Origin of the sequence: Mesorhizobium sp. BR1-1-3 (assembly GCF_020165455.1) — a bacterium.
GTDB lineage: Bacteria > Pseudomonadota > Alphaproteobacteria > Rhizobiales > Rhizobiaceae > Mesorhizobium > Mesorhizobium ciceri.
This window is the reverse complement of record NZ_JAIUIC010000012.1, coordinates 168,233-187,747: the sequence shown is the minus strand read 5'-3', so window position 1 is coordinate 187,747 and position 19,515 is coordinate 168,233. Positions and strand designations below refer to the sequence as shown.

The 19,515-nt window shown below is 63.0% G+C and carries 20 protein-coding genes; 8 read left to right on the top strand and 12 right to left on the bottom strand.

Features of this window, described 5'->3' with window-relative positions:
- A complete protein-coding gene (locus LB559_RS24970) occupies window positions 1–495 on the bottom strand; it encodes an NUDIX domain-containing protein (RefSeq protein WP_013529919.1) in 495 nt (164 codons plus the stop codon).
- 53 nt (window positions 496–548) lie between these two features.
- On the opposite strand from LB559_RS24970, the gene LB559_RS24965 reads away from it, so the two are divergent.
- The gene (locus tag LB559_RS24965) at window positions 549–1,472 is read left to right on the top strand and encodes a metallophosphoesterase family protein (RefSeq protein WP_224675209.1); all 924 of its coding nucleotides are present in this window, start codon (window positions 549–551) and stop codon (window positions 1,470–1,472) included.
- Here the strand turns inward: LB559_RS24965 and LB559_RS24960 are convergent.
- The 4 genes from LB559_RS24960 to leuA form a co-directional block, all read right to left on the bottom strand.
- Window positions 1,456–2,073 (bottom strand): hypothetical protein, encoded by a 618-nt coding sequence (locus LB559_RS24960; RefSeq protein ID WP_224675208.1) that lies wholly within the window; start codon window positions 2,071–2,073, stop codon window positions 1,456–1,458. The two genes, LB559_RS24965 and LB559_RS24960, sit on opposite strands and share 17 nt — an antisense overlap.
- Before the next feature lie 113 nt (window positions 2,074–2,186).
- On the bottom strand, window positions 2,187–2,990 hold the full coding sequence (locus LB559_RS24955; RefSeq protein ID WP_027162195.1) for an alpha/beta fold hydrolase: 804 nt from the start codon (window positions 2,988–2,990) through the stop codon (window positions 2,187–2,189).
- Window positions 2,991–3,187: 197 nt separating this feature from the next.
- Window positions 3,188–4,960, bottom strand: coding sequence for a tetratricopeptide repeat protein (locus tag LB559_RS24950; protein ID WP_224675207.1), 1,773 nt, complete (start codon window positions 4,958–4,960; stop codon window positions 3,188–3,190).
- A gap of 184 nt (window positions 4,961–5,144) precedes the next feature.
- Window positions 5,145–6,884, bottom strand: a complete 1,740-nt coding sequence (leuA, locus tag LB559_RS24945) for a 2-isopropylmalate synthase (RefSeq protein ID WP_032899463.1) — start codon at window positions 6,882–6,884, stop codon at window positions 5,145–5,147.
- Between the two features lie 825 nt (window positions 6,885–7,709).
- Between leuA and LB559_RS24940 the strand changes: the two genes are divergently transcribed.
- A complete protein-coding gene (locus LB559_RS24940; protein ID WP_024504514.1) occupies window positions 7,710–8,876 on the top strand; it encodes an ATP-grasp domain-containing protein in 1,167 nt (388 codons plus the stop codon).
- 4 nt (window positions 8,877–8,880) lie between these two features.
- Entirely contained in the window at window positions 8,881–9,657 is a 777-nt protein-coding gene (locus LB559_RS24935) for an esterase family protein (RefSeq protein ID WP_224675206.1), read from the top strand.
- Between the two features lie 23 nt (window positions 9,658–9,680).
- Here LB559_RS24935 and LB559_RS24930 read toward each other — a convergent pair whose 3' ends face one another.
- Window positions 9,681–11,213 (bottom strand): MFS transporter, encoded by a 1,533-nt coding sequence (locus LB559_RS24930; protein ID WP_013529928.1) that lies wholly within the window; start codon window positions 11,211–11,213, stop codon window positions 9,681–9,683.
- A gap of 147 nt (window positions 11,214–11,360) precedes the next feature.
- On the opposite strand from LB559_RS24930, the gene LB559_RS24925 reads away from it, so the two are divergent.
- The gene (locus LB559_RS24925; RefSeq protein ID WP_224675205.1) at window positions 11,361–12,245 is read left to right on the top strand and encodes a LysR family transcriptional regulator; all 885 of its coding nucleotides are present in this window, start codon (window positions 11,361–11,363) and stop codon (window positions 12,243–12,245) included.
- A gap of 125 nt (window positions 12,246–12,370) precedes the next feature.
- Window positions 12,371–13,450: a siderophore-interacting protein gene (locus LB559_RS24920; RefSeq protein WP_224675204.1), complete on the top strand. Its 1,080-nt coding sequence runs from the start codon at window positions 12,371–12,373 to the stop codon at window positions 13,448–13,450.
- Between the two features lie 7 nt (window positions 13,451–13,457).
- Here LB559_RS24920 and LB559_RS24915 read toward each other — a convergent pair whose 3' ends face one another.
- From LB559_RS24915 to LB559_RS24895, 5 genes are all read right to left on the bottom strand, one after another.
- Window positions 13,458–14,561: an AbrB family transcriptional regulator gene (locus tag LB559_RS24915; RefSeq protein WP_224675203.1), complete on the bottom strand. Its 1,104-nt coding sequence runs from the start codon at window positions 14,559–14,561 to the stop codon at window positions 13,458–13,460.
- Between the two features lie 43 nt (window positions 14,562–14,604).
- Window positions 14,605–14,898 carry a type II toxin-antitoxin system Phd/YefM family antitoxin gene (locus LB559_RS24910; RefSeq protein WP_224675202.1) on the bottom strand — a complete coding sequence of 98 codons (294 nt, stop codon included), beginning with the start codon at window positions 14,896–14,898 and terminating at the stop codon, window positions 14,605–14,607.
- A gap of 28 nt (window positions 14,899–14,926) precedes the next feature.
- Window positions 14,927–15,235 (bottom strand): putative quinol monooxygenase, encoded by a 309-nt coding sequence (locus LB559_RS24905; RefSeq protein ID WP_013529933.1) that lies wholly within the window; start codon window positions 15,233–15,235, stop codon window positions 14,927–14,929.
- Between the two features lie 63 nt (window positions 15,236–15,298).
- Window positions 15,299–16,078: an SDR family NAD(P)-dependent oxidoreductase gene (locus LB559_RS24900; protein ID WP_013529934.1), complete on the bottom strand. Its 780-nt coding sequence runs from the start codon at window positions 16,076–16,078 to the stop codon at window positions 15,299–15,301.
- Between the two features lie 125 nt (window positions 16,079–16,203).
- The gene (locus LB559_RS24895) at window positions 16,204–16,641 is read right to left on the bottom strand and encodes a DsrE family protein (RefSeq protein WP_013529935.1); all 438 of its coding nucleotides are present in this window, start codon (window positions 16,639–16,641) and stop codon (window positions 16,204–16,206) included.
- 102 nt (window positions 16,642–16,743) lie between these two features.
- Between LB559_RS24895 and LB559_RS24890 the strand changes: the two genes are divergently transcribed.
- From LB559_RS24890 to LB559_RS24880, 3 genes are all read left to right on the top strand, one after another.
- Window positions 16,744–17,862: a hypothetical protein gene (locus tag LB559_RS24890; RefSeq protein ID WP_224675201.1), complete on the top strand. Its 1,119-nt coding sequence runs from the start codon at window positions 16,744–16,746 to the stop codon at window positions 17,860–17,862.
- 67 nt (window positions 17,863–17,929) lie between these two features.
- Window positions 17,930–18,175, top strand: a complete 246-nt coding sequence (locus tag LB559_RS24885; protein ID WP_023760667.1) for an antitoxin — start codon at window positions 17,930–17,932, stop codon at window positions 18,173–18,175.
- Window positions 18,172–18,558: a type II toxin-antitoxin system VapC family toxin gene (locus LB559_RS24880; protein WP_224675200.1), complete on the top strand. Its 387-nt coding sequence runs from the start codon at window positions 18,172–18,174 to the stop codon at window positions 18,556–18,558. Before LB559_RS24885 ends, LB559_RS24880 begins: the two co-directional genes overlap by 4 nt.
- Window positions 18,559–18,564: 6 nt before the next feature.
- Here the strand turns inward: LB559_RS24880 and LB559_RS24875 are convergent, their stop codons facing one another.
- A complete protein-coding gene (locus LB559_RS24875; RefSeq protein ID WP_013529938.1) occupies window positions 18,565–19,512 on the bottom strand; it encodes a cation diffusion facilitator family transporter in 948 nt (315 codons plus the stop codon).
- Window positions 19,513–19,515 lie beyond the last annotated feature (3 nt).

The window sequence follows — 19,515 nt, the reverse complement described above, 5'->3', positions numbered from 1 at the left end:
CTACCAGTAGGGCGAGGGCTGCTCGCCGTCAAAAACCTCGGCGATCCGGCGCAGCGTCGCCGGCGTCGTGCCCTGCGGCAAGCGGTCGAGCGGGAAGAAGCCGGCTTCGGCGATCTCGTGGTCCGGCAGCTTCGGCGCCGTCTGGCTGAAATGCTCGAGCAGATAAAAGCCGACATGGTCGCGGTGGCTGGAGCGGCGGTTGAAATGCATCGATTTGAGCACCGGCGGGGCGGTCAGAGCGATGTTGCCTTCCTCGGCCAGTTCACGGGCCAGCGCCTCGTTCATCGTCTCGCCGACTTCGACGCCGCCGCCGGGAAGCTGCCAGCCCGGTACATAAGTATGGCGAATAAGGAAGACGGATCTGGACGCTGTGTCGTGGATCAGGCCGCGCACGCCAAGCGTCATCGGCCTCCGCAGCACGAAATAGAGATGGAACAGCCTGGCCCTCAACCCTGGCCAGCCGGTCTGGCGGAAGGCATCTTCAGGGCTCGTCATTGATAGCGAAACCGTGGGTGGAAAGCCGCGCGCGGGTCGCCTATGAAGGTTGTATGTTCAGGCTCGCGCATATTTCCGATGTCCATCTGGGGCCGCTCCCCGATGTATCCTATCGCGATCTCGCCTCCAAGCGCGTGCTCGGCTATGTCAACTGGCAGCGCAACCGCCGCCGCCATATGCATGATGCGGTCATTGACACGATCGTCGCCGACATCAAGGCGAACACGCCTGATCACCTCGCCGTCACCGGCGACCTGGTCAATCTGGCGCTCGACGGCGAGATCGAGATGGCCAGGCACTGGCTGGAGACGCTGGGGCCGCCGCATGATGTTTCGGTCGTTCCGGGCAATCACGACGCCTATGTGCCGGGCGCCTTCGACAAGGTCTGCCGGTCCTGGGCGGCGTGGATGAGCGGCGACGGCGTCAACACGCCGGTCGACCGCAACGCCTTCCCCTATCTGCGTGTACGCGGCAATGTCGCGCTGATCGGCGTCTCGACGGCGCGCGCCACGGCACCCTTCATGGCCAATGGGTTTTTCATGGAAGGCCAGGGGGATAGGCTCGGCAAAATCCTCCAGGACACTGCCGGACAGGGGCTGTTCCGCGTCATCATGATCCATCATCCGCCGGTGCGCGGCGCGGTCCCGCAGCACAAGCGGCTGTTCGGCATCGCCCGCTTCAACAAGATCATTCGCCGCCATGGCGCCGACCTTGTGCTGCACGGCCATTCGCATCTGCCGTCGCTGTTCTTCATCGGCGGTCGAGGCGTCAGGATCCCGGCGGTCGGTGTCGCTGCCGCCGGCCAGGCGCCGGGTGGCAAGCACCCGGCGGCGCAGTATAATCTGTTCGACATTGACGGTGAAAAGGGAAACTGGCGGATCCGGCTGACACGGCGCGGCCTGACCGGGCCGTCCATACCGCCATCCGATCTGCAGACGGTGGGGCTTGGCGCCGAGGCCGCTATGGCCGCAAATTGATAACCATGGCCACGATGCGGTCCCAGAACAGGACGACCGACACCACAAGGCCGACCAGTGCGCCGGCAGCGACCAGGCCAAGCCCGGACAGAAGGGCCGACCAGCGTTTGCCGCGCTCCGTCGCGCGCAGCGGCGGTTCGGCTTCTGGCACATACGCACGTTTCAGGCCGGCGACGGCGGGTTCGACGCCGCCTTCCAGCATCCTCTGACGCTCGACGATGCGCTCGGCGACATAGCGCGTCACGGAATCGGCAACCGATTTCATCTCAGTGGATTCGGCAAGCACCACCCGGCCGATGCGGGTGTCCTTGAGGAAGCGATAGGTGCGGCGGTCGCGCCCCATGGCGACATGGCTGATGGCGTCGATCCACAGGCGCGGCTGCAAGCCCGACGAGACGACAAAGTCGAAATTGTCCATGTCGGCCGGAACATCGGCAAAAACCGGCGCCAGCTCGGCGGCAAGCAGATCGAGACGCATGCGATGCGCCTCGCGCATGTCGACGACGACATCGTCGCGGTCGGCGAAGGCATTTTTGACATCACGGATGGCATCGGACAGTTTCTTCGACTGGTCGATGGTCTTCTCGCCTGCTTCCTTCATCGGCGTCTGCCTCGTGGGTTTGGTTAACACTGGGTTAACACAGCCGCCGACAAAATGCACTGGCGAGATCGACGGCGTCGGGATGCTCAGGAGGGTCGTCGTGCGCGAAAAGGTCAGCTTGCTGCTGCGGCGAATTTCTGGCGGTGCGGCCTGGCGCGGCGGCTGGTGTTGCGGCGAATGATCTCGGCAACGAGGTCGGGTGCTTCCTCGGCCAGCATGTGGCCCGCCTCCAGCACGTGGTGCACGTGAAAATGCGCCGGCAGGTCATCCGCCTGGGTAAAGGGCAGCACCGCATCGCTGGTTCCCCATGCCACCATTACCGGCATGTTCAGCCGATCGAGGCGATCGTGCGGGATGACGCCTTGCCGATCGTCCACGGTCATGGCGGCCGCGATCCCGACCAGCTTTTCGAGTTGGCCGGGTCGCCTGCGCATTTCCCAAAGGATGTCTACCGTATGTTCGAGCGGCAGGGCAGAAGGTCCCGACATCACGGAGAGGCAGGAGCGGATCTCGGACCGATCCGCGGCTTCGGCATAGCGGCGCAACAGCGGTCCATTGATTTCGGGGCCAAGGCCGCCCGGCGCCAGAAGCGTCAGCGAGGCTATCTTTTCGGGCTCGGCCAGCGCCATCAGCGCCGCCACGGCACCACCCATCGAGTGGCCCACGAGATGAACGCGCTTCAGGCGACGCTCCGAGAGGTCGGTCAGCACGGCCTTGGCCGCCACCCTGGCCGGACCGGCGGCGGGAAAGTCGAGCGACATCCCATGCCCAGGCAGATCATAGGCCAGCGTATGCGTGGAAGGCGTCAGAGCGGAAATCACCTCGCGCCATACATCGTGGCAGCCGCCGAAACCGTGCAGCAGGACGATGGCCTTCGAGCCAACACCCTCTTCGGCGGCAAAAAGTGATGCGGTCATGAAAGCTGATTTTTTGTTATTGCAGAATGCGCGACACCAATCGTGGCTGAATTGCTCCTAGTCCGACATGATGACCAGTAAAATTTTCGCGATTTGTACGGTTGTGTACAGAACTTGGGGATCAACCGGCATTCGGCGATCGGAGCGCAGTAAACCCATCGGGACATGGCGCAGCCAGTGCGCGGACGTCGATGGTGTCAGCTCGGGCTGCCGAGCCCGGCAACACGCAGTGCCTGAACCAGCCGGTCGGTCAGGTCGGCCGGATATTTCCGTTCGACGAAAGTCGCCCGCGGATCGGCGGCAAATTTGGGGAACTCGGTGGTCAACTGTTTCAGCAGCGTGCTCACCAGATGGTCCTGTCCGGCAGCCTTGGCGCCGATCAGCCGTGCCGCCAGATAGTGTGATTTCGTTGCCGTCGTTCTCAGTGCCATGCTGGCCGCGACTGCCTTGTTCGTGTCGCCGAGCATGAGCTCACCGACGAACAGCCCATAGTCCCACCATGTCGGGTGTCCGCTGAAGGTCTCCGCCGCATGATCGAGGATCGGCGTTCCCTCGGCGTATCGTCCGGCGAAGATCAGCCCGTAGCCGTAAGCGGCGGCCATGCCGAGATCGTAGGGGTTGAGTTCATAGGCCTTGCGCATCCAGCGGATTGATTCGTCCGTATTGCCGAGGCGCGAACTGACATAGCCGTAGGCGCGATGCGCATAAGGGCTGGTCGGACCCATCTGCACGCCGCGATGGGCAAACTCGACGGCTGTTTCAATCGTCGCGTTGGGCGGATAGGCGTAATGATCGGACACCGCCTCGAGATGCAGGGAAGCAAGTTCCGAATAGACGAGCGAGGACTTGGTTCCACCATTGGCCAGCTTCTCGAGGCAACGATAGGCCGCCTCATGGGTCCTGGCGTTCTGGTCGAGGTAATATTTGCCGTTGAGCAGCAGGCACTGCGTCAGACCGTTTGGCGTGCCGGTCTGCTCGATATAGTTGTAGATGGTGCCGGAGGCGGGGAGTGCCGAGCTCAGCATGTCGGCAATACGGTCTTCGACCGCCGCAGGTGCGCTGTCGGCAGGGGTGAGATTGCGCGATAGAAGCACCCGTCCGGACGCCATGCTTTGCAGTTCTATCGTGATATCGCCCGCGTCCGGTCCGGGCAGGATGTCGAATATGAAGCTCGCAGCGTCGTCGGCTGGATCGTTGACGGTGTCGCGACCGATGAAGTCGATCGTATCGAAGCCACTCAGGCCGGCGCGCAGCGATGCGGCGACACGGCTGGCGTCGGGGCCGTCAGCCTTGAGTCCGATATAGACTTGCGGCAGGGCGTCAGCCCTTGCCGACGATGTGATGCTTGCGGTTGCACCAGCGGTCTCCGGCGTTGCCGAGATGTCGCCGCCTGCCAGCAAGGCAGTGCTGCCCTGGCGAAGAATCAGTACGCCCAGCATGGCGATGACCAGCGCGATCGCCATCCAGAAAAAGCGGAGATGGCGCGCCACCGAGGGGGCAGGCGAAGTCGGTACGGAAGTCAGAGACATCGCCTCCGGCGTGCCCGTGCCGGCTTCGTTTGACCGATCGGCGGATGCGCCGTCCAGCCTGAGTTCGGGAACAGCCTCGGCAATATCCGGCAGGCGGATCGCATTCGATTCATAGGCAGGAACATAGCCGCCGCGCGGAATGGCGATGCGGACCGGTTCGGCAATTCCCTCATTGGCGAAATAGTGCTGCAGAAGCTCGCGCAGCCTGCCTGCCTGCACCCGCACCACGGCATCGGTGGACGGGTCGAAATCGCCGTCCTTGCCGAAAACATCCATGGCAATGGAAAAGCCCTTGAGCCTGTCGGCTTCGCCGGCCTGTTCACGTTCGACAAGATAACGTAGCAGCTTGCGCGCGCGTTCGGATCGGCCGAACGTTTGGCTGGCAAGCAGTCGCTCCAGTGTCTCGCGCACTGCGGGGGCGGCAGGCGTGGCATGCTGCAAGTGTCGATCCTCTCGAAGTCGGCACAGGTTGAGGCGCGATCATATAGGTCCCGCACCACCACACAAGTATACACCCCATTATGCGATCACGTACCCACCGGATAATTCCGCGGTGGTTAACGGCCCGAAAGGTCGGAACCGATCACCAGATTGGGACGGTTCCGATCTTTGTTCCCGTCGGGCGTCAGCCGGCTTTTTTGCCGACGATACGGTTGGCGGCGGACATCACTGCTTCCAGCGAGGCGGCGACGATGTTGGTGTTGATGCCTGCGCCGAACAGCTTGCCGCCGGGATATTCCATCTCGACATAGGAAATGGCCGACGCGTTCGAGCCGCGCTGCATCGAGTGTTCGGAATAGTCGAGCACCGACATCTCGACACCGAGATGACGTGACAGCGCATCGACGAAGCCGTCGATCGGGCCGGTGCCTGTGCCCGATATCGTCAGTTCCTTGCCGTTGTCGAGGATGACCGCCTCGACGACGCGCCGGCCCTTGATCTCGGTGCTGGGATAGGTGTGGTGATCGAGGAATTTCAGCCGCGCGCCGGGCTGGTCGACATAGGTCTCGAGAAAGCGCTCGTAGATGCGCCTGGCCGGCACTTCCTTGCCCTCGGCATCGGTGATCGCCTGGATTTCCTGGCTGAACTCGATCTGCAGGTTGCGCGGCAAATTGAGGCCGTAATCGGCCTGCAGCACATAGGCGATGCCGCCCTTGCCGGACTGCGAATTGATGCGGATGATGGCTTCGTAGCTGCGTCCGACATCGGCCGGGTCGATCGGCAGATAGGGCACTTCCCACAGGCTCGTATTGGCCTTCTTCAGCGCCTTCATGCCCTTGTTGATGGCATCCTGGTGCGAACCGGAAAAGGCGGTGTAGACGAGTTCGCCGACATAGGGGTGGCGCTCGGGGATCTTCAACTGGTTCGAATATTCATAGACGTCCTTCATCCGGTTGATGTCGGAGCAGTCGATCAACGGATCGACACCTTGCGTGTACATGTTCAGCGCCAGCGTGACGATGTCGACATTGCCGGTGCGCTCGCCATTGCCGAACAGCGTGCCTTCGACACGGTCGGCGCCGGCCATCAGGCCGAGCTCGGTGGTGGCGATGCCGGTGCCGCGGTCATTGTGCGGATGCAGCGAGACCAGCAGGTTCTCCCGGTTGTCGAGGTTGCGGCACATCCACTCGATGCGATCGGCATAGATGTTGGGTGTCGACATCTCGACCGTCGAGGGCAGGTTGATGATCAGCTTGTTGTCAGCGGTCGGCCTGACGATCTCGGTGACGGCGTTGCAGATCTCCAGCGCCACTTCCAGCTCGGTGCCGGTAAAGCTTTCCGGCGAATACTCGAAACGAAAGCCTCCCCCGGCCTTGGCCGCCATGTCGGTGATCATCTTGGCGGCGTCGGTGGCGATCCGCTTGATGCCGCCGACGTCCTTCTCGAAGACGACGCGACGCTGCAGCTCGCTGGTCGAATTGTAGAAATGGACGATCGGGTTGGTGGCGCCCTTCAGCGCCTCGAAGGTGCGGGTGATCAGCTCCGGCCGGCACTGCACCAGCACCTGCAGCGAGACATCTGCGGGTACGTTGCCTTCCTCGATGCACCAGCGGGCAAAGTCGAAATCGGTCTGGGAGGCCGACGGGAAGCCGATCTCGATCTCCTTGAAGCCCATGTCGAGCAGCAGGCCGAACATGCGTGCCTTGCGCTCATGGCCCATAGGATCGATCAGCGCCTGGTTTCCGTCGCGCAGGTCGACCGAGCACCAGATCGGCGCCTTGTCGATAACCTTCGAGGGCCAGGTGCGATCGGTGAGACCGACGGTCGGATAGGGCTGATATTTGCGGGCTGCGTCGGGCATGCCTTTGGCCGAATCCGTGTCGGCTACCGCGGCATCGGAGCGGATCTCTTCTCGTGCGTTCATCGTCGTTTCTCCCGGCGGCTCATGGATCCACCTTCAGGTGGATTGATGGCGAGCGGCGCCTTTACCAGAATTTCGTTCGCTTGATGTGATTGCCAAGGAGCATGCGCTTGCGCGGCGGTTCGACCGCCGGGCGCTCCTTCAGCGAACCCGGCGATCGCCGATAAGGCCGAGAAGAAGCAGGGTCGAAGCCAGCGCGCGCACGGTCTCGCCGGAAAAACCGGTCGGACGGGAAGCGTTGCTGGCGCGCGTGTTCATGGCGGTTCTCTTACAGGAGCGGCTTGTGGGAGGCAAGTGGGCCGCGGGCCGTGTCGTAAGCACATGAGTTGTCCGGATTAGGTAGCACGTGAGTTGTCCGGTTTTATCGCCAGCGAATGGAGGCTGGGGATGAAGCGGGCCGCAGGCCGTGCAGGACAATGAATCCGGGTTAACGGGCTTCGGAGCCTTTGCCGGCGCGTTGGCCGACGAAGCGTCAAACGAAAAACCCGCCTGTGCGGCGGGTCACTGGCGCAAATCAGCACCATGGATGAAAATGTACCTTAGCTGAGGGCAGGGAGTCAAGAAAAAATTCCTATCATTAAAAAACTTTCGGCACAAAAGCTGCCAACACCGCCGAACTGACTGCCGCCGCCAGGCCTTTGTTCAGCTGAGTTCGGCAGGCCGTGTCGTAAGCAGTCGTCCGGATTAGGCAGCAGATGAGTTGTCCGATTTGTCTGCCGGCTGGTTGAGACGGGCGGCACCCCGACGCGCGTGCTCTTCCCCAGGCGCGGCAAATGGGCCAGACTTGGGCGACGGGTTGCGATGTCCAGTCGCCGGGAGGGGTCGTCCATGAATTTCGTGTTCTTCTCGCCGCATTTTCCCGCCAATGGCGCGGATTTCTGCGACCGTTTGAAGAAGGCCGGGGCCAGGGTGCTCGGTATCGGCGACGCGCCCTATGACGCGCTCGATGCCAAGCTGAAGGCGGCGCTCAGCGAGTACTACCGTGTCGCCGATATGGAGGACTATGATCCGGTGTTCCGGGCAATGGGGCATTTCATCCACAAGTGGGGCCGCATCGACCGCTTTGAATCGCTCAACGAACACTGGCTGGAGCTGGAAGCCAACATCCGCACCGATTTCAACATCTACGGCACCAAGCTCGATTTCGTGAAGAACCTGAAGCGCAAGAGCCGCATGCGTGCCTTCTTCCGCAAGAGCGGCGTCGACACCATCGCGCAGCGCAAATGTTCCGACCGCGCCGGGGCCATGACCTTTATCCGGCGCGTCGGCTATCCGGTGGTGGTCAAGCCCGACAGCGGTTCCGGCGCATCGAACACCTTCAAGATCTCCAACGCCAAGGAGCTCGACCAGTTCTTCCGGGACAAGCCCGAGGACGTGACCTTCGTCATGGAGCAGTTCATCGAGGGGCTGGTGGTGACCTATGACGGGCTGGTCAACCGCGACGGCGAGGTGGTGCTGGCGGCCAGCCACCGCTACGACCAGAGCGTCATGGAGGTGGTCAACAAGGACCGCCACATGAGCTATACCTGCTTTCCCAGGATCAACCCGGCGGTCGAGGAGGCCGGTCGAAAGATCCTGAAAGCATTCGACGTGCGTGAACGCTTCTTCCACATCGAGCTGTTCGAGACCAAGGACGACCGTGTCATCGCGCTGGAGGTCAACATGCGCCCGCCCGGCGCGTGGATGACCGATGCGATCAACTATACGTTCGACATCGATGTCTATGCGGCGTGGGCCGACATGGTGGTCAGGGATGCCGCCGGCGGCCCTTACGAGGGCAAATATTTCACCGCCTATGCCAGCCGCAAGCGACGCCTCCACTATTTGCACAGCCATGAGGACGTGCTAGCCGCGCACCGCGACAAGATCGTCCACCATCAGGCCATCGAAGAGGTTTTCAGCCGCGCCATGGGAAATTACGCCTACCAGATGCGCTCGAAAGACGAAGCAGCGCTGCGCGAAGCGGTCGCGTACATCCACGCGGAAAAGGCGTGAGGCGATGGACATTTCCTATCACAAGAATTTCTCGAGCCAGCTCGGCCGCGACATGGAATACAAGCGCTACGGCCATGCCGGCCGGCCGGTGGTGGTGTTTCCGACCTCGCAGGGCCGGTTCTACCAGTTCGAGGATTCCGGCGGGGTGGGCGCACTGGCCGAATTCATCGACACCGGCCGCATCCAGCTGTTCACGGTCGACGGCGTCGATTCGGAATCCTTCTTCGACAAGCATGCCGACGCGGCTCATCGCATTGCCCGCCAAGAGGCCTATTTCCGCTATGTGCGCGAGGAAGCGCTGCCGGACTTCCTGTCCACGGCCGAGCAGGCCAATGGCGGGCGCAAGCTGAAGCCGCTGTTCTCGGGCTGTTCGATGGGCGGCTATCACTCCTCGAACTTCGTCTTCCGCTTTCCCGAACTCGCCAGCGGCGTCATCGCGCTGTCGGGCGTCTATTCGGCCCGCGATTTTTTCGGCAGGGCGCTCGAGGGCGACATCTTCTACAACTCGCCGCTCGACTATCTGCCCGGCATCGTCGATCCCAAACTGCTGGCCCGGCTGAAGACGCTCAGGCTGATCTTCTGCTGCGGGCAGGGCGCGTGGGAAGAGCGGATGCTGGTCGAGACGCGCAGGTTGGAACAGATCCTGCGCGACAAATCCATTCCCGCCTGGGTCGATTACTGGGGCGGCGATGTCAGCCACGACTGGCCGTGGTGGCACAAGCAACTGGTCTATTTCTTCGGCCGTTGGCTGGATGAGGACCTGATGCACAGGCTGGATTGATAGGGAGGCCCGTCCGCTGACGGCTACCCTTCCTGGCATGCCGGCAGGGCGGTTTCGCGCTCCGAAGCCGATACGCGACGCAGGCCAAGGAAGACGACAAGGGCGGTGACGACGGTGATCGCCGCCAACACGATCAGCAGCCTGTCGAACGCCGTCTCGTAGGCCTGGACCAGAACAATGGCTCCGGCTTGGGGCAGATGTTGTGCTGCTTCGCCGAGATTGCCGGTCACCAGCAACTGGGCTGCCGCCGCTGCGTCCGTCGAAGATGCCATTCCTTGTGCGGCGAGCTGCGCGGCGGCAAAGCCGGAAAGCGTCGCCATGACGATCGCCAGCGCCACACCCTCGCAGGCGACGCGGGTGGTGTTGAAGATGCCGACCGCCATGCCGGCGCGCTCCCTCGGCACGACGCTGACCGCAAGCCCGTCCATCAATCCCCAGGGCAGAGCGATGCCGACGCCGATCAGCATCAGCGGCGCCATCAGCGCACTATCGACCGGTGGTGTCAGGCTCAGCCAGACAAGCCCGGCGGCAGCGACGAGCAGGCCGACGCCGCAGATGGTGGCCGGTGCGATCCAGCGCGCCAGCTGGCCGGCGAGCATCGGCAGGATCAGCAGCGGACCTGAGAGGCAGATCATCAATTGCCCGGCCTTGATCTCGTTCATCCCTTCGATGCCGATGAAACGGATCGGCAACAGGACGAGCAGGACGACGAAGGCGTAAGCGGGTGCCGCAGCCAGGAACTGGACGCCGACGAAGCGGGGGTAGGCAAACAGCGTGAGATCGAGCATCGGCCGTTGTGCTTGCCGCTCGACAACGACGAAGGCGACAAAACAGATGATAGAAGCGGCCAGAAGCGTGACGACGAGGGGATCAGCCCAGCCGCTCTGCGGCGCCTGGAGCACGCCATAGGTCAGCGACGCCAGCGCGATCGTGAAGGTGCCGGCTCCCGCCCAGTCGAGGCCCGTCGCATCCGGGTCGCGCGATTCCCTGATGGTGCGCAGGCCGAGCATGGCGGCGGCAATCGCGAGTGCCGCAACCAGAAGAAAGATCGACCGCCAGCCGAATGCGGAGATGAGCAGGCCCGACGCGATCGGGCCGAAGGCGAGGCCGATGCCGAAACTGGTGCCGAGGAAGCTGAAGGCGCGCAGCCGCAATGGCCCTTCGAATTCCTGGGCGAGTGCCGAGGCGCCGCCAGCGAAGGCGGCCGCACTGCCGATCCCCTGCACGGCCCGGAAGATGTCGAACCAGATGATGTCCGGCGCCAGCATCGCGCCCAGCGATGCCAGGATATAGAGGGAGAGGCCGACGAGGAAGAGGCGCTTGCGGCCGTGGTTGTCGGCCAGGGCGCCCGACGCCATCAGTGTGGCGCCGAAGGTCAGCATGAAGGCGTTGGTCACCCAGTTGAGCTCGATGGGACTGCCGCCGAGATCGGCCGCGATGCGCGACAGAGCGACGGCCGGACCGGTGAAGGTCAATGGCATCGTCATGGCGGCAAGGCACACGGACAAGAGCACGAGCCATCTCTCGGCAGAGCCGGTTGTGGTCCTGGAAGTCATGGATTTTCCTATCTGAAACAGCACTCGCCGGTGGGCCGCGCGATTGCGGAGCCGGTCGTGATGACAAGATAGGTCGTCGGCATTTCCGGAAAAATGGTGCTATATCTCCTGGTATATCGGACTGAAACGCTCGAATGGAATGACACGATGGATCGTCTCAACGGGCTCCTGGCCTTTGCCCGCACCGCCGAATTCGGCAATTTCGTCGCTGCCGGACGGGCGCTTGGCATCTCGGCTTCCGCTGTCGGCAAAAGTGTCGCCCGGCTCGAGCAGGAACTCGGCGTGCGGCTCCTGCAGCGCAGCACGCGGCGCATTGGCCTGACGGAAGAGGGCAAGCTGTTCAACGAGCGGGTGCGCCGCATCCTCGACGACATCGACGATGCCGAGGCGATGCTGTCGCGGACACGGGAAACACCGCGTGGGCGGCTGCGCATATCCACCCCGATCGTCACCTATCATCTGTTGCTGCCGGTGCTGTCGGAGTTCATGGCCCGCTATCCCGAGATCGAGCTCGATATCGATTTCAACGACCGGATCGTCGACGTCATCGACGAGGGCATCGATGTCGCGATCCGCAGCGGCGAGCTGCCTGATTCGCGCCTCGTGTCGAGACCCGTTGCGCCCTTCCGCATGCTGCTGGGCGCGGCGCCCTCCTACCTCGAGCGCCATGGCACACCCGGCGAGCCGGCGGATCTCATCAGGCATTTCGGCATAAACTTCCGCTTCCTCAACAGCGGCAGGCTGCTGGAGTGGCCGTTCATAACCGGAAGCGCTGAACCGCAGATCCGCTCGATGCTGACCTGCAACAACATGGAAGCATTGAAGGGCGCCACGATCGCCGGCCTCGGCATCGCCTGCATGCCGGATTTCCTGGTGCGTGAGGCGCTGCACGAAGACAGGCTGCGTACCGTTCTCGACGGTCATGTCGACGGCCGTGGCCAGTTCCGGATGCTGTGGCCTTCCAACCGCCATTTGTCGCCGAAGGTGCGCGTGTTCGTCGATTTCCTTCCCGATCGCCTTGCGGCGCGCTAGGCGTTCATCGCATAATATGACAGTGATGGTCATGTTTGTGTGGAAGCGCTTGAGCGGCTGTGGCATGCCGCTGACCGCGGTGGCGCTGCGGCGCTTGCCCCGAACTGTTGCATAGGACTTGAATGATGGACCAATTGAGCGCGCAAACCCGGATCAGCGACGCGGCGATCAGGTCGGTGATGGACCGGCTGCGCGCCGAGCACAGCGAATTCGAGATCGACACCGGCGTCGCCGACCAATGGGAGCTTCGCCTCTATTATGGTTCGTTGAGCGCCACGCTCGATGATGAAAGCGTACTGATCCGCGTCGCGGCGTCCGACGAAACCTGCCTGTCCTACATGAAGATGACGGTTGCCGGCCATGTCGCCGAACATCTCGGCACGACTAGGGGCATCCATTGGCAAGGCGACGGCATTGACGCCGGCATGCCGGTCTTCTTCCGCGAGATCACGGTGATGTCGTCGACGCGGATCTCGGCGCATATGCAGCGTCTGCGCTTCGCCGGTAAGGATCTCGGCCGGTTTAGCCATGGCGGCCTGCACATACGGCTGCTGCTGCCGCCGGCTGGCCGCCAGCCGCTCTGGCCGTCGATGGGTGCCGATGGCTTGATTGTCTGGCCTTCGGGCGACGATGCGCTTGCCGTGCGGGTCTACACGATCCGGGCGCTGGATGCCGCAAGCGGCTGGCTCGATGTCGATTTCGTGCTGCACCCCGGCCAGGAGACGCCCGCCGCCAGCTTCGCGCAAAATGCACAGGCGGGAGATGTCATCGGCATGATCGGACCCGGTGGCGGCGACGCTCCGGTGGCGCAGACCTTGCTTCTGCTCGGCGACGACACAGCACTTCCCGCCATAGGCAGGATTCTGGAAGATCTGCCGCCGTCAACACGCGCTGAGGCGCTGATCGAGATCGATGGGCCGGATGACCGGATGGCGCTGGCGCAAGGGGATAATATCGACATCACCTGGCTTTACCGGCACGGCCGCAAGGCCGGCACCGCGGGCCTGTTGTCCGCCGCCTTGCGCGAGCGCAAGCACATGGCGCTTGCCGACGGCCTGTACGTCTGGGCCGGTTGCGAATTTGGCGATTTCCGGGAGATCCGCAAGATCGTGCGTAAACAGTGGGGCCTGCCGCGCGACCGCCACCTGGTTACGGCCTACTGGCGCCGGGACGCGCACAGCGTGGGCGAGGGCGGCGAGGACTAGTCGCTGCCTATTGCCTGACGCTTCTCGCCACCAGCCGCGCCATGCTCGGGCCGATCAGCAGCACGATCAGGAAGCGTGCTGATTGCAGGGCCATGACGAAAGAGATGTCGACGTTCTGCGCTGCTGCAGCGATGATGGCGATGCTGTCCATGCCGCCGGGGCTGGTCGCCAGATAGGCGGTCAGCGGATCGATGCCCAGGAGATGGCTGATCATAAAGGCAAGGCCGCCGCAAAAGGCGATCAAGGCCACGATCGAGGCGATGATCTGCGGCAAGGCGCGCGCCGCATGGCGCAGGATCGCCCTTGTGAAGTTCAGGCCGATCGACCAGCCGACCATGGCGTAGCTGACGGCCAGCAGCCATTGCGGCAATTGCATTTCCACGCCCAAGCCGAGATGGACGACGGTGCCGAAGATGAAGGTGCCGAGGAAGAAGGGCGAGGGCAGTCGGCACAACTTTCCCCCCAGGCCGCCTACGACCGCGATGCCGATGGTGGCGGCGAAGGCTTGGGCATCGATCGGCGGAAACCAGACGATGGCGGGGATCTCGACATCAGACGTGTCGACCCACATCTTGGCAACGAGTGCCGCCGTCATCGAGACGAAGATGACGCGCAGATATTGCATGAAAGCGACGAGGCGCTGGTCGGCGCCGAAGGCACCCGCCATCAGCACCATGGCGGTGGCCGCACCCGGCGACGAGCCCCAGACGGCGGTGGTGCCGGGCAGGATGCGCCAGCGGCTGATCAGCCAGCCGAGCAGGCTGGAGGCTGTGACGGTGGCCACCACGACGCCGAGAAACAGCGGCCATTCCTGGGTGAAGACCGGAAAGATGTCGGCCGAGATCGACGCCGCGACGAGGCAGCCGACGATCGCCTGGGCGGCGCCGAACAGAAGACGCGGCACGCGTACCGTGGCGCCATTGGTGCCGGCGACGATGGCCGCCAGCATCGGCCCGATCAGCAGCGCCGCCGGCAGGGCGGCGAGTTCCAGCGCGCCGGCAAACAGCAAGGAAACAACCAGCAGGGCAAGCCACTGCCAGAGCTTGCGCATCCGCGCCATGCGCTCGAGTGTGGGCAGGTCCGGGGAGGGCTGCTCGGCCGAGGAATCCATGTTTCGCTCTTAGACCCGCAGGGCGAAAAATGCGAACCGCGATTCACAGAAAAATGATTGTTTCACCCGCCCAGGTGTCGAGTAACAGGTCTCGCAAGCCGGCGTTGAACCGTTGCTCGATCTCATTGCGACCCATGCGGTCGAAATCGTCGGGGACGGAAAACTGGCCGGCCATAAAACCGACCCGTCGCGCCTGCAGCGTCGGCTGTTCGATCGGCACGATTCTGGCCAACGGCTTGCCGGCTTTGGCAATAACAAACGACTCGCCTTGGGCTGCACGTCTCACAAGGCGCGACAGATGAGCTTTCGCATCGCGAATGTTTACTGTCTGCGTCAAAGATTGCTCGTCAAAATTGGCATCGAACTCACCCCGTCTTGCTGTCGGCTAGGCCGAAGCCGCCGACGGGGTGGGTCTCGACCTGGAATTCGAAGCCGGCGATGAACGGCCGCGCCTTGGCGATCGCTGCCTGGACTTCGGGAAGCTGCAGCGAGGCCTTGTGGCTTTCGGCGTCGGTCCACACTTCGGTGACCCAGATCGCGTCGGCATCGGCGGGATCGCGCGCGATGATATAGCTCAGGCAGCCCGGCAGGGCGCCGGTGCTGGCGCGCAGGAGGTCCATGACCGCGTCGCGCTGGCCGCGCGACGCCCGCATCTTGCCGATCAGTCCGTACATTCCGTTGTCTCCCTTTGAGGTTTTCGACAAGAGCGTGCAGATCGCCAGTATGCCGATAGCCGTTCAAGGCATCAACTGGCCGCCATTCACCTCGATCACCTGGCCGGTGATGTAGCCGCTGAGAAGGTCGGAAGAGAGGAACAGATAGGCGCCGACGCAATCCTGCGCCGTGCCGGCGCGTCCCTGCGGAATGGTGGCGACCATGCCCTTGATCTGCTCGTCGGTCGAATAGCGCTCGTGGAACGGGGTGAGAATTGTGCCGGGCGCCACCGCGTTGACGCGGATGCCGAAGCCGATCAGCTCCTTTGCCATGCCACGCGTCACATTGGAGACGAAGGCCTTGGCCGAGCCGTAAAGCCCGGCGCCGCCGCCCGCACCATTGCGGGCGGCGATCGACGAGGTGTTGACGATGAAGCCGCCCTGTTTCTTCAGCCACGGGATCGCCTTGCGCGAAGCAGTCAGCACCGAACGGGCGTTGAGGTCCATCACCGCGTCGTAATGCGCCTCGGTCTGCTCGGCATAGGGGATGCGGCCGAGCATGCCGCCGGCATTGTTGACCAGCCCGTCGAGGCGGCCGAAATATTGCGCACTGTCCTCGACGACGCGCTCGACATCGGCGGCAACGGAGAAATCGCCCTGGACGAGAAACACCTCGCCGCCCTTGTCGGCAATCGTCAGACCGAGCTTCTCGGCGGCGTCGCGGCTCGAGTTATAATGCAGCGCCACCTTGCATTTCTGCGCTGCATAGGCCAGCGCGAGCGCCGCCCCGATGCCGGTCGATGCACCGGTAACCAGCACTGCCTTGCCGGCAAGATCGGGTATGCTGAGTGTGGTGGCTGGCACGGTTCTTCCTCCGGGATGTCTGCCTGCCCTTCGTAGGCCCTTGCCACCCCGGTGTTCAAGCCTTGGAGCAATTCAAGGAAAAGTGTGAGCGCTTTCCCCGGGGGATTTGCGTCAAACAAACCGCTCTACGGACGCAGATAGGCGTAACCCTGGCCTTGCAGTTCGGCGAGTTTGACGACGCCGCCCTTGTCGGCGGCATGAAATCCGGCGAGCAGGTCGGGGAGTGTGATGTCCATGCCGTGCATGGTGTTGGCGCAGGCGTGGGGTTCCAGTCCCTGCTGCACCAGGCCGGCGAAGCGCCCGGAAATCGCGGCCGATATGCCTTTCGACTTGAAGGCCGCGAGCGCGGGACCATGCACGACCAGCACGATGTCGACCTTGCCGCCGGTGCCTTCATAATGGTTCTTGATGTTGCCGAGCACGAAATTGACCTTGTCGGTGTCGCTCAAGTGGTAGGCGACTTTTTGCCTTGTGGGCTCGGTGGCGGCTGCCTGTGCTGCCCGCAGACCGAGAAGCGTTCCGGTTCCGGCAAGAACCGTGCGGAACATATCGCGCCTGCGCATGGCATCCTCCTCCGCTTGGCGGCTGACCGCGAATTGCGTGACTCCAGCCGCAATACTAGCATAAATTGCCGTTGCGTCCTTTCGATGCGGAGGAGAGGTCACATGGCGTTGAAGGAATGGGCGTTTGGGTTGGGGGAATGGAAGACGGTTGCCGGCGCCGGGTTTGGCGCCGTGCTGCTCGGCGCGCTTGCCGGATCGGCCTCCGCCGACGATGCGCTGAAGCTTACCGAACTCAGTCCGAACGGCGCTGACGCCTGTTTCGGCCGCGTCTATGATGCGGGGCATCTCAAGGCGCACCCGAAGCAGAAGGTGGGGCGGATCTTCTTCTACTACGGCCATGATCCGGTCAGCCGGCCGAACGAGGAACCGACCGCGAATTCCGACACGTCCTACAATGCCTTCATCGCCACCACCGTGCGCGGCGCCAAGTCGCCTGAATGGGCCGGCGGCTGGTGCAATCATGCTTCCGAGGACGGCAAGACGGGCCCGGTCCATTGCGGCATGGAATGCGACCGGACGCTTGCGTCGCTGAAGGTCGATGACAAGGGTCGGCTGTTCCTCTCGGATCTGCAGCCCGACATCTATCTCGATGCCGGATCAGAAGAGGAGCTTGGCGCAGCGGAATATGACAGGCGGGCGCTCGGCTCGGAGGATGACAATTTCCGCCTCGACCCGATGCCGGCAGCGACCTGCCAGGCGGAGTTCGCGCGCATCGACCCAGTCGCCGCTGCGCTCGGAGCTCCGCTACGCGAGCGGCTGAAGCCGGACCAGGCGTTCTGCTATGGGCGCGACTACGATGCAGCGCATCTCGGCTCGCACCCCGATCAACTCACCCAGTCGATCCGGGTTTTCCGCGGCAAGGTAGAACTGGCGTCCTTCGCCTCGGGCGGTGACACCGCCAATTGGCCAGACGGCGCCGACATTGCCGTTACCGTCACCACACGGCAGAAATCGGCCAAGGTGACGCAGACCTATTCCTGCCAGGGCGAAGCCGACCAGTGGCGCTGCGCGGCCAGCACGAAGATGAGCAATTTCTCCTGCGACATCGCGCAGAAGGAGATTTTCCTCAAGCGTGGCGCCAACGGCACGATGATGCTGGCCAACCCAAACAGCGCGCTTGCAATCGTCGACCTGTGTTCGAAGGCGGACGCCGGAAAGACGAAATCCGACGACAAGGTCTATCGGCTGAAGCCAATGCCGCAATCGGCCTGCTCGCCCTGAGCTCGGACTTGTCTACGTCGCCATGAAGGGATATATCTTTGCTATATTCTCATTTGAGGATAGCATGATGGACAAGGCGAAAGTGTTCTGGTCGGGCCGGTCACAAGCTGTGCGTCTGCCCAAGGAGTTCCGTTTCGAAACAGATGAGGTTTCGATCCGCCGTCACGGGCAAACCGTCATTCTGGAACCGCTTGCGCAGGACTGGGCGTGGCTAGACCAAGTGATCGGACCGCTTGATAACGATTTCGCCGAGGCGGCGCTCGAACGTCAAGACGGGCAGGATCGACCTGCCTTGGATGACGTTTTCAAGTGATCTACCTGCTCGACACCAATGCCGTCATCGCGGTCATCCAGGGCGACGCGGGTCTGTTGGCGCTGCTAAAACGGCACAGGCCGCAGGACTTTGCCCTCTCTGCGATCGTCGCGCACGAACTGCACTATGGTGCTGAAAAGAGCCAGCGAAGGGCTGAAAATTTGGCGCGCATCGAAGCTCTGCAGTTCCCGGTGCTCGAATTCGACCGAGAAGACGCAAGACATGCTGGGGAGATTCGGGCAACGCTTGCGACGTTAGGAACTCCGATCGGTCCCTACGATGCGTTGATCGGTGGGCAAGCGCGCGCTCGGAACCTTACGCTGACGACCCGTAATGTCCGGGAATTCGAGCGGATCAAAGATCTCTCAATCGAGACCTGGTGAACCGCCTCATGCGAACGGCACGGCCGTCGTGCCCTTGGGCAGCTTGGCCTCGTCGTCGGGCTCGACATGGATGGTGACGCGCACCGAGGGGATTTCGGCTTTCAGCGCGTCCTCGATGCGGTCGCAGATGACATGGCTGGCGCCGACCGACATGTCTGCGTCGACGACCAGATGAAACTCGATGAAGGTGGCGCGGCCGGCGATGCGCGTCTTGAGGTCGTGCACCTCGAGCGCGCCCTTGCAATTGGCCGAGATGACGTCACGGATGCGCATGTGTTCCTGGGTGTCGACGGCGCGGTCCATCAGGCCGTTCATCGACGAGCCTATGACATGCCAGCCCTGCCACAGGATGTTCAAAGCCACGAGGACGGCAAGTGCGGGGTCAAGGATCTGCCAACCGGTCAGGATCGCCCCGACCAGGCCGCCGAAGACCCCGATCGAGGTCACCACGTCGGTCATGATGTGGTTGCCGTCGGCGACCAGTGCCGGTGATTTCTCCGCCCTGCCGGCGCGGATCAGCGTCCAGGCCCAGAAGGCGTTGATAATCGTGGCAACGCCGTTGACCGCAAGACCTTCCCAAGGCTGTTCCAAGGGTGACGGAGTCTGCCAGGAGCGCCAGACCTCGTTGAGGATCAATAGCGCGGCAAGCACGATCAACACGCCTTCCAGCACTGCCGAGAAATACTCGGCCTTGTGATGGCCGAAGGGATGATCCTGGTCGGCCGGCTTGTGGCTGATTTGGATCGCCCAGAAGGCGGCGACCGAGGCGATGACGTTGACGATCGATTCCAGTGCGTCCGAATAGAGTGCGACTGAGCCGGTGACGTACCAGGCGGCAGCTTTCAGCGCGAGCACGACAAAGGCGACGATAATCGACCAGAAGGCGAGGTTCGCGACCTTGCGCTTCGCGGCCGCCTTGGCCGCGATCGCCATCGTGTTCTCGGCTTCGGCCATGAT

Coding starts and splice junctions, on each gene's coding strand:
- LB559_RS24970 (WP_013529919.1), bottom strand. CDS start 495: ATGACGAGCCCTGAAGATGCCTTCCGCCAGACCGGCTGGCCAGGGTTG.
- LB559_RS24965 (WP_224675209.1), top strand. CDS start 549: ATGTTCAGGCTCGCGCATATTTCCGATGTCCATCTGGGGCCGCTCCCC.
- LB559_RS24960 (WP_224675208.1), bottom strand. CDS start 2,073: ATGAAGGAAGCAGGCGAGAAGACCATCGACCAGTCGAAGAAACTGTCC.
- LB559_RS24955 (WP_027162195.1), bottom strand. CDS start 2,990: ATGACCGCATCACTTTTTGCCGCCGAAGAGGGTGTTGGCTCGAAGGCC.
- leuA (WP_032899463.1), bottom strand. CDS start 6,884: ATGAACGCACGAGAAGAGATCCGCTCCGATGCCGCGGTAGCCGACACG.
- LB559_RS24940 (WP_024504514.1), top strand. CDS start 7,710: ATGAATTTCGTGTTCTTCTCGCCGCATTTTCCCGCCAATGGCGCGGAT.
- LB559_RS24935 (WP_224675206.1), top strand. CDS start 8,881: ATGGACATTTCCTATCACAAGAATTTCTCGAGCCAGCTCGGCCGCGAC.
- LB559_RS24930 (WP_013529928.1), bottom strand. CDS start 11,213: ATGACTTCCAGGACCACAACCGGCTCTGCCGAGAGATGGCTCGTGCTC.
- LB559_RS24925 (WP_224675205.1), top strand. CDS start 11,361: ATGGATCGTCTCAACGGGCTCCTGGCCTTTGCCCGCACCGCCGAATTC.
- LB559_RS24920 (WP_224675204.1), top strand. CDS start 12,371: ATGGACCAATTGAGCGCGCAAACCCGGATCAGCGACGCGGCGATCAGG.
- LB559_RS24915 (WP_224675203.1), bottom strand. CDS start 14,561: ATGGATTCCTCGGCCGAGCAGCCCTCCCCGGACCTGCCCACACTCGAG.
- LB559_RS24905 (WP_013529933.1), bottom strand. CDS start 15,235: ATGTACGGACTGATCGGCAAGATGCGGGCGTCGCGCGGCCAGCGCGAC.
- LB559_RS24895 (WP_013529935.1), bottom strand. CDS start 16,641: ATGCGCAGGCGCGATATGTTCCGCACGGTTCTTGCCGGAACCGGAACG.
- LB559_RS24890 (WP_224675201.1), top strand. CDS start 16,744: ATGGCGTTGAAGGAATGGGCGTTTGGGTTGGGGGAATGGAAGACGGTT.
- LB559_RS24885 (WP_023760667.1), top strand. CDS start 17,930: ATGGACAAGGCGAAAGTGTTCTGGTCGGGCCGGTCACAAGCTGTGCGT.
- LB559_RS24875 (WP_013529938.1), bottom strand. CDS start 19,512: ATGGCCGAAGCCGAGAACACGATGGCGATCGCGGCCAAGGCGGCCGCG.